The organism is Hydrogenovibrio sp. (assembly GCF_965140365.1).
Lineage (GTDB): Bacteria > Pseudomonadota > Gammaproteobacteria > Thiomicrospirales > Thiomicrospiraceae > Hydrogenovibrio.
The window spans coordinates 2,012,821-2,024,535 of the sequence record NZ_OZ223196.1 but is presented as its reverse complement, the minus strand read 5'-3'; the positions used below and the strand labels follow the sequence as shown (position 1 = coordinate 2,024,535).

Here is an 11,715-nt window from a genome sequence, read left to right as displayed (position 1 = left end):
TTATTGATTTGGAATGTGAAATCTTAACAAAAATTTCATGTTTGTCAAATGACAAAAGTTTATTTACGCTGGATTTGATACAGAGCAATTTCTCCCAGCCAGTTCGGCGCGAACTTCATGGCCAGTGATGGTTGGTGTTTGCTGTTGACCACCGTTCGGGCCACCACTTCAATGTCCTTTTCTTCGCACAGGTCTTCGAAATCGTTGAAGGTGCAGAGGTGGATGTTAGGGGTGTTGTACCAGGGATTGGGCAGGCTGGCATTTTGTGGCATACGCCCGCCGAAGAACAATTGTGCGCGGTTTCGCCAGTGCGCAAAGTTCGGAAAGGTGATGATACTTTGTTTGCCGACGGTCAACATTTCATCCAGCAGTAGGTCGGGGCGGCTGACGACTTGCAGTGCCTGCGTCATAATGACGAAATCGAACGAGTCTTCGTCAAAATAATCGCAAATATCATGGCTGTTCAAGTTGCTTTGAATGACATTGATGCCGTTTTCAATCGCCTTGATGTTATTTTGCGGGTCGATTTCCATGCCGTAGCCGGTAATGTTATGGGTTTGCTTCAGATAGGCCAAAAGTTGGCCTTCACCACAACCCAAATCCAACACTCGGCTGTTGGGTTCAATCCAGTCGGCAATCAGCTTGAACTCGGGAGAGATTTGGTTGAAAGTCATGCGCTCTCCTCCTGAGTTGGCTGAATGTCGGTCAGTATTCGTTTCATATAGCTTCGGAAAACCCCTTCGTAATGCGCATTCGGCAGAAGGAAGGCATCATGGCCGTGTTGGGAGTCCACTTCGGCGTAACAGACATCGGCGTCGTTATCGAGTAGCGCCTTGACGATTTCGTGCGAGCGTTCCGGTGAAAAACGCCAGTCGGTGGTGAACGCCACGACTAGGAATTTTGCCGTGGTGCCAGCCAGCGCCTGGGTGAGATTGTCGTTGTACTCCGAAGCCGGATCAAAATAATCCAAGGCTTTGGTCATCAGCAGATAGGTGTTGGCGTCGAAGTTTTGTTTGGTGGCAAACTTTTCGCCTTGATAGCGTAAGTAGCTTTCTACCTGGAATTCGACGTCGAAATTGTATTTGAGTTTGCCTTCTCGTAATTCGCGCCCAAACTTGGTCCCCATCATGTCATCCGATAAATAAGTGAGGTGCCCGAGCATACGGGCTAACGCCAGGCCTCGTTTTGGCGTGGTGTTCATTTCAATGAAACGACCATTGTGGAAATCCGGGTCGGTCATGATAGCGCGGCGTGCCACTTCGTTAAACGCGATGTTTTGTGCCGACAATTTCGGTGCCGAAGCAATGACGATGGCATGACGGATGTTATCCGGGTAATCCATGGCCCATTGCATGACCTGCATGCCGCCCATTGATCCGCCGATCACCGCCGCCCAACGGTCGATTTTCAAATGTTTGCGTAAGGTGTTTTGGCTGTGTACCCAATCCTTGCAGGTCACAATCGGAAAGTCCGGGCCATACACTTTGCCGGTTTCCGGGTTAATGCTGGCCGGGCCGGTGGAACCGTGGCAGCCGCCCAGGTTGTTGGAACACACCACGAAAAATTGATTGGTATCGATTGGCTTGCCGGGGCCGATATACCCATCCCACCAGCCTCGGGCTTTTTCGCCTTCGTATTGACCGGCGACATGGTGGTTGCCGCTGAGAGCGTGACAGATCAACACCGCATTGGACGCGTCCTCGTTCAAGGTGCCATAGGTTTCGTACACCAGGTCGTATTCCGGCAAAACGGAACCACTGACCATTTCCAGAGGGGTCGAAACATGCATTGTCTGAGGCGCGACGAGGCCAATCGAATCTGTCATTTGGAGCGTTACATTCTTCGTTGAGTTAGGTTTCATTCATGGTGTTGTCCATGAAACAAGGCGAGTCGGTCGAGTGAATCCACCGAAGCGCTATTATAGTAAGCTTTGCCCCAATTGGGCAATGGACCCCACCACAATAATTTGAGTCAGCTTAATGGCGATGATGGCCACAATCGGTGACAAGTCCAATCCGCCGACCGGAGGAATCACTTTCTGGAAAGGGCGCAGAATCGGCTCGGCCAACTGATAGAAAATCGCCGTATTTGGGTTGTAACCTGGTGACACCCAGCTTAACACTACTTGAATGATGATTAACCAGAACATCATGTCGAGCATTTGGTTAAGAATTTCTGTCACCGAAGAAATAGCGATGAGACTGATTGAGAAGCTGCGGTCGGTTAAGAAGCCCAGCAGCACGACGAACAAGGCTTGAACAATCATGGCGGTCAACAGTGCGCTCCAATCCCAACGCCCCGGTTTGGGTAAGACCATGTTTAAGGGCGCGCATAAGGGGTTGGTGACTTTGGCAATAAAGTTTACGATTGGGTGGCGCCAGTCGACGTGTGTGGCACGCATGAAAAAACGCAGAATCAGGACGAAAATCACCAGGCCTGCTAGGAATTGAATCAGAAATAAACCGCCTTCTCCAACTGGGGACATGCTTTGCTCCTGTGTAATTAATTAGGAATTGTTATGGGTCGCGCCCAATTCATCCGCCAGACTGATGGCGCGATTTTTCGCGGCGGTCATGGCTTCGTCAATGATATCACGTAAATGATGCTGTTCGAATGTCTGAATGGCCTTTTCCGTGGTGCCGTTCGGTGAGGTGACTTTCTGACGTAAGGTCGCGCAATTGTCAGGGCTCTCCAATGCCATTTTTGCAGCACCGAAAGCGGTTTGAATGGTCAACAGGCGGGCCGTGGATTCGTCCAGTCCGAGTTTTTGACCGGTCGCTTGCATGGCTTCCATAAACAGAAAATAGTAAGCCGGTCCACTGCCGGAAATCGCGGTGACAATATCCAGGTCGCTTTCCTGTTGCACCCAAACCGTCAGGCCCGCCGCGCGCAGAATGTTTTCGGCCTGGTCTTTCTGGTCGTCGGAAACCGTCGTTGTCGCGAACAGGCCGGTTGCACCGCTGCGAATCAGTGCCGGAGTGTTGGGCATGGTGCGGACAATGGCCGCTTCACCGCCTAGCCAGAAAGCAATGTCATCGGTTCGAACGCCTGCTGCAATGGATATGATCAGCGTCCCATTTGCTTTTACCGTGTCGGCCAGTTCTTTGCAGACCGGTTCCAATTGTTGCGGTTTGACCGCCAGCAAGATGATACTGGCCCGAGCCGCTGCGTCGGTATTGTTTTCCAGGCATTGGATACCGAGTGATTGGGTGACTTCCTGGCGTCGATCGGCGCTGGGGTCGGTCGCCAATATTTTATCTTTCGGGTAGCCGCTGGCCAGCAAGCCGCCCATAAGGCTGAGAGACATGTTGCCTGCGCCGATAAAGCAGATTGTCGAATCCATAGAAATCACCTCGTGTCTGTCATTGGTTGGTTGGGCATTTGATGTCTGTTTTGTTTGCCGAGCCATGCCAAATGGAAATGGGTGTCTATTATAGCGGCAACGGACTGAAAAAACAGTCCGTCGGATGGGAGAATCAGATGGGTTTTTTGAAGAGTTTGTGGTTGCCGCGTTGGCCGATGGCGCCAGCCAGACGGTCGATGCCGTGAATATAGGCTGCGGTTCTCAAACTGGTTTGATAGCGAATCGCTAGATCGTAGATCACATTGGCTTCGCGTCGCATGATTTTATCAAGGCGCTTTTCCACTTCGTCCGCATCCCAATAAAAGCCGGAGCGATTCTGAACCCATTCGAAATAACTGACGGTTACCCCGCCGGAGTTGGCGAGTACGTCGGGAATGACCTGGGTGCCTTTCGCCTGCAGGATTTCATCCGCTTGAGGGGAAATGGGACCGTTGGCGATTTCCAGGAGGGTTTTTGCACGAATCTTATCGGCGTTTTCTTGAGTGATTTGGTTTTCCATGGCCGCCAGCACCAGGACATCGACATCCATTTCCAGCAGTTCTTCATTGGTCAGCGTTTCATGCTCAATCACATTGCAAACCGAACCGTCGCAATAGACGGAATTCAATTCGCTGGTTTCGTCCTTGAATTGTTTGATGTCGTCGATATTTAAACCGCTGGCGGTACACACCGCACCTTTTGAGTCGGACACGGCAATCACACGATAGCCGGCCTGTTGTGCCAGGCGGGCGAAATGGTAACCGGCGTTGCCGAAGCCTTGCACGGCAATGGTGGTGTTTTGAATGTCCCAACCCTGCCGACGGGCGTATTCGTTCAAGCAGAAAAGAGCACCCTGCCCGGTGGCTTGGGTGCGGCCTTCCGAACCATTTAAATGCAGTGGTTTCCCTGTGATGATGCCGGGAATCTGACGGCGGGCGATGACGGAATATTCGTCGGCCATCCAGCCCATGATGGTGGCGTTGGTGTACATGTCCGGTGCGGGGATGTCCCGCGTTTCTCCCAGTACATCGGCAAAGGCACGAATGTAGCCCCGCGACAAACGTTCGATTTCCAATTGCGACAGTTCTTTCGGGTTGACGGTTATGCCGCCTTTAGCGCCGCCGAAAGGTAATCCGGCCACGGCACATTTGACCGTCATCCAGAAGCTCAGGGAGGTGACTTCATCCAAGTTGACTCGAGGGTGGTAACGAATGCCGCCTTTTGTTGGACCGCGTGTATCGTCGTACTGCACTCGATAGCCGGTAAAAATCTGTAAACTCCCGTCGTCCATCCGCACCGGAATACTGGCTTTAATCGAACGTTTCGGAACCGATAATCGGTTGATGACCTCTTCATCCACTTCGATGTGCTTGAAAACTTCCCCTAATCGCTGCTTTGCAATTTCGAACATGTACGCTCTCCGTAATCAGATAAACCACGGTCTAAGCATAAGCGAAAATACGACGTTTGCAAATAAAAACGCCCCTTAACCCATCTTTGAAGGGGCATTTTTCACTTTGAGGAAACAATGTGGTTTTTAGAAGTCATCCCATTCGGTTCCAGGGGCCGAAGGCGGTTGGGGTTTGGTGGCCGCCAAATCCCGATCTGAGTGTTCCGGTTTAATCGGGGCGGACGCCAAATGAATCGGCGTCGGTTGACGGGGTTGTTCGGAGGGCTGCTCAGAGGGTGTGTGGAGCGGTTGGATTTCTCCCAACGATATTTCATCTTCCAAGGCATGAATGTGTTCAATGACTTCGACGCTAAGCCCTTCGAGTTTTTGCATTTCATCATTGGCCAAGTTCATATCTCCAACATCTTTTAAGTCAAAAATACGACCAATAAAAGCATGCAGGTTGGCGTGCGATGTTTCCAGAACTTGGAATGAGGATAAGTGTTGATAAGCCTGACCCTCTTTATACAACCAGGTACCGAGCGGACAAAGAGCTGGATTGTTTGCGGATTCTCGGTCGAAATCAATATCGAAATCGTTCAAATAAGCGCGGACCTTGACTCGCCATTGGCGATGCGCGCGTCGAGCCGCCGCGAAGTCAAAGTTACCGACTTTCAAAGCGTTATGCTCGTGCGTGGGTGGTTTCAGGGTGAATTGGGCGACATTTTGTTCCATGGAGTCGGCCATGCCGCTGAGATCCTCGGCCATCGCGGTGGTTTCTTCAACTAAGGCCGCGTTTTCCTGTACCGCGGAGTCGATTTCGGCAATGGCTTGGTTGGTTTGCTTAACGCCTTCAGATTGCTCCTGGCTGGAAGCGGCAATGTCGTCAATCATTTCATTCACGTTTTCAATTGAGGCAACAATTGCGTGCAGTTTTTCGCCGGAAGCGCGGACCTGATCGGTGCCTTCGGCCACTTTGGCGACGGTGTCCTCAATCAGTTGGCGGATGTCGCGTGCGGCATCGGCACTTTTGCCGGCCAAGCTGCGCACCTCTCCGGCCACAACGGCAAAGCCTTTGCCGTGTTCACCGGCGCGTGCGGCTTCCACGGCCGCATTCAAAGCCAATAGGTTCGTTTGGAATGCGATGCTGTCAATTAAACCAATGATTTCGTTAATTTTCTGACTGGATTCATGGATCTGTTTCATTGAGATTTCGGCTTTATTCATCACCGTTTCGCTTTGCGAGGCTTGGCGAGCGGTGGTTTGGGTGGCCAGACTCGATTTCCCGGCATTAACGGCATTTTGTTGTACGGCCGAGGTCATTTGTTCCATGTTGGCGGCGGTTTCCTGTAACGAAGCCGCCTGTGACTGAGTGCGTTCATTCAGGCTTAAGCTGGATTGACTGATTTCATTGGCACAGGTATTCACATTGTGGACGGCGATTCGTGTTTGATTCATCATGTTGGACAGGTTTTCTACGGCCACGTTCAAGCTGTCTTGCAAGAGTGCGAAACGGCCCTTGAACTCGCCCTGCATATGTTGTGTTAAATTCCCTTCCGAAAGCGCCACCCCAAGATCAACGGCTTGGCTGATGGGGTGCTCGATGGTTTCCATCATTTCATTAATGGCGCCACTTAATTCTCGGGCCAATCCGGAAACACGGCTGAGATCGATGCGTTGATCCAGAAGCCCGTTTTTAGCCGCTTCAACGGTTTTTTGGACTTGGTTGATCAGCTGAATTTCCTGGGTTTTATCGCGCCATTCCGCCAGGGTAGCGGTGCGGCTGCCGGCGCGATTGAAGATGGGAATGGTGTTGACTTCCAATTGAGTGTCACCAATGTTGATCATGGCGACATAAGGTTCTTTCAGTTCGTCGAGCAATTGGCGTTGATGCTTGGGGTTGTGGTGAAAAATATCGATATTCTGACCAATCAGGTTTCGCGCTTCAAATTGGGGCAGGTGCGCTTGCAGTTTGGCTTCCTCTTCTCGCATGAAACGCTGCATTTCATCGTTCATATAGACAATGTTGAGATTGGCATCGGTAATCATTAAGTTGCTGGAAACCTGATTGATGGCGGTTTGTAACATAGCCGCTTCATCGACTTTAGCCTGGTTGTCTTCAATGGCGTATCGAATGGAAATGGCGGCTGAAATTACCGGGTTGATGAGTTGTCCGACGAAATGTTTCGGGCGATGGCAACTCATGTTGATGGGTTCGTTGGCGGAGACGTTTTGCAGAGCTTTTTGAATGCTTTGCTGAAAGCGGGATAAGCGCACGCCATAGAGAAAAGCGGGGATTAGCATCATGGCACTGGCGAAGGCCTGCAAGCCGATGGGCAAGAGTGATTGGGTTAGCCATATAAATGGAATCACCGCAAAGACCGTCATGAGCAAAGTCAGTTGCCATTGAGGGGGCAGTTGGGCGACCCAATTAAGTTGCGGCCAATTGATTCCTTGATAGACTTTACCGTATTGAATGCGGCTTTTCCCGTCTTTAATTTGTCGGTAAGCTTCGGCCGTGGCGGTTTTGTCGGCTTCTGAAACGTGCGTTCGGAATGACAGGTAACCGATGTGTTGATTGTTTTCATAAATCGGCGAGACATTGGCTTTGACCCAATAGTAACCGCCATCTTTTCGGCGGTTTTTCACGATTTGAGACCAAGTGGCGCCCATTTTCAGGGTGTGCCACATATCCTTGAATACCCGCTTAGGAACATCCGGGTGGCGGACGATATTATGAGGCTGACCAATCAATTCTTCACGACTAAAGCCACTGGCAAGCTCAAAGGCGTCATTCACTTCGGTAATGGTGCCATGTAAATCGGTTTTGGAAACCAGGGCGATGTTGGCGGGGACGAGGTATTCGTTTTCAGAAGCGTGTGTTGTGCTCATAAGCCATCCATCCTGTCGCATTCAATTACTATGAAATAAGTTAATAAGTATATTATCGTATATCGATTAAATCATCAAATTCGTTGTGGTTTTTGTTTCTTATTGATAAATAAAGAAAATTAATGTTTTGGTGAGAAAAATAAGGGGGAGGTGTTATTGAAAGCGGGTTGGAATGGCGTTTGAATGGTTTCAATTTCTAATCGGTTGATTTTAATCAAAAATGATTAAAGTCTTTGCCAGTATGGCCGTTAAAATCGATAGACACCAAAAAACAGTAAAAATAAAATAGATGGTGCCCTGAATAATAAAATATAAGCCCAGTGTGGTTTCCAAGCCTTAGTGAATGACGAAGGGGTTTGTGAAACGTTGTCAGAAAAGGAAGATTATCATGTCACTCATTAAGCCGCAAAACGATTACATCAATTCGTTGCTGAATAATGGTACGAATTCGAAATTCTCGAATGGCTTGGAAAGCCTGTTGAAAGCCAGTCAGGAAGCCGATCAGAAAGCTCTGGAAAACCGTCGTGGGGTGCCGAATTCCTCGGACTTTTTCTCACCGTCCTCGCAAGGATTGAAAGCGGTGTCCGGTAGTACCCAGTATCAGCAATCCTATGCCTACAGCCAAACGATGACGATGCAGATTCAGACTCGCGAGGGCGATTCGGTACAAGTTGATTTTCGTCAGCTGTATGCTCAATACCAATCGTATAAAAACGAAGTTCGCCAGGAAGAAGGTCCATCTGGTGCGCGCTATTTTGAAAGCACGGAAGAGATGGAAGCGACCGCTTTTGAAGAGCGTTTTGGTTTTGCGGTGCAGGGTGATTTGAATGAAGATGAGTTGAACGCTATTTTTGATGTGTTCGATAAAGTATCTGATCTGTCGAATGAATTTTTCAATGGCGACATTGAAAAGGCGTTTTCCAAGGCGCAAGAACTTGACATCGATTTTGGCCAGATTCAATCGTTCAACTTGGATATGCAAAAAACCGAGGTGTATACGGCGAATTACCAGCAAACGCAGGCCTATGAAGGTGTTCAAAATACCGACGAAAATACCGGTGAAGAAACGACCGGTCAGGTGTCGCAATTGCCTCCTTATTTACAGAAAATGCAAGATGCGATTGATCGCTTGGATGCGTTCTTTGAAAACGCCCGTGAAAAATTCGACGAGTGGATGGCCGACAGTTTGGCTCAACGCGCCGGTGAAGAAGGCCAAGTGCAAAGTTGGTATGATCGTGTCAAGTCGTTTCACGATCAGCTGGCCGATGCTTCCGGGTTGGATAAGATAACTCTCAAACCCAGTGGCGTAGAGGTCCCGGTTGGGCCTGGTGCCGCAGCGGCTGAAAATCGCGGTAATGAAGGGGCTGAAACCGTTCAAGATATCGAGTAATTGGCCGTAAAACTGTTAGTTGAAATACGCGCCTTGAAGTGAATTAGGTGCGATTTCGATGACCGGCGGGATGATCTCGCGTCGGTATAAAAAGGAGAGCGCCGAACAGAGATGTTCGGCTTTTTCGTTTTGGTAACGACGGTTTTAGGCGTAGTGACGGGCACCGAAAATATCGGTGCCGATGCGCACCAGAGTACTGCCTTCCGTAATCGCCGCTTCCAGGTCGGCGGACATCCCCATCGATAAGGTGTCCAGTTGTGCTTTTGGGAAATGCGTTTGCATTTTCGTAAGCAGGTCATGCAGTTGGCGGAACGGCTGGCGCTGTGCCTCCAGCGATTCAGTACGAGCCGGAATCGCCATTAAACCGCGTAGGTTTAAGTTAGGTAATTCGACAATTTCTTCGGCGACCTCCAGCACATTTTCCAACCGGAATCCCGCTTTGGAAGATTCATCACTGACATTCACTTCTAACAGAATCTGTAAATCGCCCAGGCCTGGTGGTCTTTGAGCGGATAAACGGCGCGCGATTTTTAATCGATCCACACTGTGTACCCACTGAAAATTCTCTGCAATGGACTTGGTTTTATTGGATTGGATCGGGCCGATGAAATGCCATTCCAAATCGGGCCGTTGTGCAATTTTGTCCAAAGCTTCCTGAACATAGTTTTCGCCGAACGCTTTTTGCCCCGCTTCAGCCAAGACTTCGATGTCGGCCAGTGGTTTGGTTTTGCTGACAGCGAGCAAAGAGACCGTATCATCTCGTCCGCATTGTGTTCGGGCCGTCTCAATGCGTTTTAAAACCTGTTGGTATCGGTTAAGCAGTTCCGTGTTCATCATTTGCCTGACGGTTGGATAAGTGTTTTTATTTTAACATCTTCCTCGAAGACTGTTGCGCCCTTGGCGATATAACCGTACTTATTTCAAGGAATCTAATGGTTTTTATGGTACTGAAAGCCCGGTCAGCGTAGAATGAAAAGTACGTATCACAGACAAATCGGTTGCACGTGCTGTCAGTCATATATCCAATTATTTTGAGTCAGAGGATCGCCTATGAAAAAAATCAAATCCAGTGATGTCAATTATCCCTATAAACAGAAATTAAGCCGCTCGGAGTACGAAGAAACGAAAGAACAGTTGCAAATTGAATTATTGAAACTGCAGAAGTGGATCAAGCACAACGGCGAACGTTTGGTGATTCTGTTTGAAGGGCGTGACGCGGCCGGCAAGGGCGGCACCATTAAGCGGATTATGGAACACTTGAACCCGCGTGGTGCGCGGGTTGTGGCGTTGGATAAGCCCAGCGAGACCGAAAAAGGACAGTGGTACTTTCAACGATACACTAAGCATTTGCCAACCGAGGGTGAAATCGTGTTGTTTGACCGTTCTTGGTATAACCGTGCCGGTGTTGAGCGGGTCATGGGGTTTTGTACTCCGCCGCAATACAATCAGTTTATGCATCAAGCACCGGAGTTTGAGCGTATGTTGACGGCCAGTGGCATTCATTTGATGAAGTTCTGGTTTTCGGTGGGGCGTGACGAACAGTTACGCCGCTTTAACTCGCGTAAAAACGATCCGTTAAAGCAATGGAAGCTCAGTCCGATGGACTTGGCCTCGCTGGACCGCTGGGATGAATACACGCGCGCCAAAGAAGATATGTTTTTTTACACCAATACCAATGAAGCCCCTTGGACGGTTATTAAATCCAACGATAAAAAGCGCGCACGCTTGGAAGCCATGCGTTACATTTTGAATTATTTTCCGTATGACGATAAGAACGAAGAGATCATACAACCCGATCCGTTGATTTTGAGTAGCGGTGAGGATGTATTTAAAGAAGATTAAAGCCTGGTGCTTTAATGTGATTAAAAGGAATGACCATTATGACGAAAATGCATTATCACGGACATGCCAAAGACGTCGTGGCACGCTTTCAACGGATGTTGAGTCAAGAGCAAAAAGACGTTATCGGTGAAGAACATTTCGAAGAATTGGAAATGCTGGTGAGCGCGGCGTTAGGCGTTGTGCATTCCGAGCAGTCGCATCGGGCCGCTAAACTGCTGGAAGAGTATGCGCATGAGCTGCGGCGCCAGTCGAGCGAGGTGGAGTAACCTCAATCGTCTGGGCGTAACCGGTCACAATCAATCAACTGCCAATCCATTGGCGGCGTCCATTGTGACCAGAGATCGCCGAGACAGCCATCGTAGCAACCGGGCAGAGCCGCTTTACTGCACAAACGATTGGGAATTTTCCAGTCTTCCAACAGGGTGGCGGCGCCAATCGCCTGTGATGGGAAATCCGGGAACAAAAAACGAGCCGGTTTAATCACAAATGGAAAGTCCGATTCACTGGCCAGCACCGCGCGAACATCAAATTCCGGTTTGAGGGCATTGGCCAAATGAAACACCGTGGCCATCGTTTGATTACTGCCGGTGATTAGAACCGGTTGGGAAGCGGAGAGAGACGCGCTCAATTCGTTTAAAAACACCCAGGCCTGGGTGTTTCTTGGTCGCCATTCGGCGTCGTCGGCAAAAGGCTGGTCCGCCAAAAACCACAGATTGCGGCCTTGTTGTTTGAATAAAAAGGCTTGCCGGTCGCCATCGGTCATGGCGAAGTTGACCGGGCGTTCCGTGTCGTCCGCTTGTTCGAACTGAATTAAGTAGAAACCGTTCGGTTGTTCGCTTTGTCCGACCCAGCGCATCT

At 49.7% G+C, this 11,715-nt stretch carries 11 protein-coding genes; 3 read left to right on the top strand and 8 right to left on the bottom strand.

The window, feature by feature from the left end:
• Nucleotides 1–59 precede the first annotated feature (59 nt).
• From metW to AC0KH7_RS09615, 6 genes are all read right to left on the bottom strand, one after another.
• Nucleotides 60–674, bottom strand: a complete 615-nt coding sequence (metW, locus tag AC0KH7_RS09640) for a methionine biosynthesis protein MetW (RefSeq protein ID WP_472372908.1) — start codon at nt 672–674, stop codon at nt 60–62.
• Nucleotides 671–1,825, bottom strand: a complete 1,155-nt coding sequence (gene metX, locus AC0KH7_RS09635; protein WP_472372906.1) for a homoserine O-succinyltransferase MetX — start codon at nt 1,823–1,825, stop codon at nt 671–673. The genes metW and metX overlap by 4 nt, the downstream gene beginning before the upstream one ends.
• A gap of 93 nt (nt 1,826–1,918) precedes the next feature.
• Nucleotides 1,919–2,485, bottom strand: a complete 567-nt coding sequence (locus tag AC0KH7_RS09630; RefSeq protein WP_472372904.1) for a YggT family protein — start codon at nt 2,483–2,485, stop codon at nt 1,919–1,921.
• Between the two features lie 21 nt (nt 2,486–2,506).
• Nucleotides 2,507–3,343 carry a pyrroline-5-carboxylate reductase gene (gene proC, locus AC0KH7_RS09625; protein WP_472372902.1) on the bottom strand — a complete coding sequence of 279 codons (837 nt, stop codon included), beginning with the start codon at nt 3,341–3,343 and terminating at the stop codon, nt 2,507–2,509.
• A gap of 133 nt (nt 3,344–3,476) precedes the next feature.
• On the bottom strand, nt 3,477–4,754 hold the full coding sequence (locus AC0KH7_RS09620) for a Glu/Leu/Phe/Val family dehydrogenase (RefSeq protein ID WP_472372900.1): 1,278 nt from the start codon (nt 4,752–4,754) through the stop codon (nt 3,477–3,479).
• A gap of 126 nt (nt 4,755–4,880) precedes the next feature.
• A complete protein-coding gene (locus AC0KH7_RS09615) occupies nt 4,881–7,625 on the bottom strand; it encodes a methyl-accepting chemotaxis protein (RefSeq protein ID WP_472372899.1) in 2,745 nt (914 codons plus the stop codon).
• A 388-nt stretch (nt 7,626–8,013) separates the two neighbouring features.
• Between AC0KH7_RS09615 and AC0KH7_RS09610 the strand changes: the two genes are divergently transcribed.
• The gene (locus AC0KH7_RS09610; protein WP_472372897.1) at nt 8,014–9,015 is read left to right on the top strand and encodes a hypothetical protein; all 1,002 of its coding nucleotides are present in this window, start codon (nt 8,014–8,016) and stop codon (nt 9,013–9,015) included.
• A gap of 144 nt (nt 9,016–9,159) precedes the next feature.
• Here AC0KH7_RS09610 and AC0KH7_RS09605 read toward each other — a convergent pair whose 3' ends face one another.
• Nucleotides 9,160–9,852, bottom strand: coding sequence for a YggS family pyridoxal phosphate-dependent enzyme (locus AC0KH7_RS09605; RefSeq protein ID WP_472372895.1), 693 nt, complete (start codon nt 9,850–9,852; stop codon nt 9,160–9,162).
• 213 nt (nt 9,853–10,065) lie between these two features.
• On the opposite strand from AC0KH7_RS09605, the gene ppk2 reads away from it, so the two are divergent.
• Nucleotides 10,066–10,857, top strand: coding sequence for a polyphosphate kinase 2 (gene ppk2, locus AC0KH7_RS09600; RefSeq protein ID WP_472372893.1), 792 nt, complete (start codon nt 10,066–10,068; stop codon nt 10,855–10,857).
• Nucleotides 10,858–10,895: 38 nt separating this feature from the next.
• Entirely contained in the window at nt 10,896–11,123 is a 228-nt protein-coding gene (locus AC0KH7_RS09595; RefSeq protein ID WP_472372891.1) for a hypothetical protein, read from the top strand.
• Between the two features lie 2 nt (nt 11,124–11,125).
• Here AC0KH7_RS09595 and AC0KH7_RS09590 read toward each other — a convergent pair whose 3' ends face one another.
• Entirely contained in the window at nt 11,126–11,713 is a 588-nt protein-coding gene (locus tag AC0KH7_RS09590) for a hypothetical protein (protein ID WP_472372889.1), read from the bottom strand.
• Nucleotides 11,714–11,715: the final 2 nt, after the last annotated feature.

What these genes read in the sequence shown, in the direction of transcription:
- metW (WP_472372908.1), bottom strand. Translation starts at nt 674, where the DNA reads ATGACTTTCAACCAAATCTCTCCCGAGTTCAAGCTGATTGCCGACTGG.
- ppk2 (WP_472372893.1), top strand. Translation starts at nt 10,066, where the DNA reads ATGAAAAAAATCAAATCCAGTGATGTCAATTATCCCTATAAACAGAAA.
- AC0KH7_RS09610 (WP_472372897.1), top strand. Translation starts at nt 8,014, where the DNA reads ATGTCACTCATTAAGCCGCAAAACGATTACATCAATTCGTTGCTGAAT.
- AC0KH7_RS09595 (WP_472372891.1), top strand. Translation starts at nt 10,896, where the DNA reads ATGACGAAAATGCATTATCACGGACATGCCAAAGACGTCGTGGCACGC.
- AC0KH7_RS09605 (WP_472372895.1), bottom strand. Translation starts at nt 9,852, where the DNA reads ATGATGAACACGGAACTGCTTAACCGATACCAACAGGTTTTAAAACGC.
- proC (WP_472372902.1), bottom strand. Translation starts at nt 3,343, where the DNA reads ATGGATTCGACAATCTGCTTTATCGGCGCAGGCAACATGTCTCTCAGC.
- AC0KH7_RS09590 (WP_472372889.1), bottom strand. Translation starts at nt 11,713, where the DNA reads ATGCGCTGGGTCGGACAAAGCGAACAACCGAACGGTTTCTACTTAATT.
- AC0KH7_RS09620 (WP_472372900.1), bottom strand. Translation starts at nt 4,754, where the DNA reads ATGTTCGAAATTGCAAAGCAGCGATTAGGGGAAGTTTTCAAGCACATC.
- AC0KH7_RS09630 (WP_472372904.1), bottom strand. Translation starts at nt 2,485, where the DNA reads ATGTCCCCAGTTGGAGAAGGCGGTTTATTTCTGATTCAATTCCTAGCA.
- metX (WP_472372906.1), bottom strand. Translation starts at nt 1,825, where the DNA reads ATGACAGATTCGATTGGCCTCGTCGCGCCTCAGACAATGCATGTTTCG.
- AC0KH7_RS09615 (WP_472372899.1), bottom strand. Translation starts at nt 7,625, where the DNA reads ATGAGCACAACACACGCTTCTGAAAACGAATACCTCGTCCCCGCCAAC.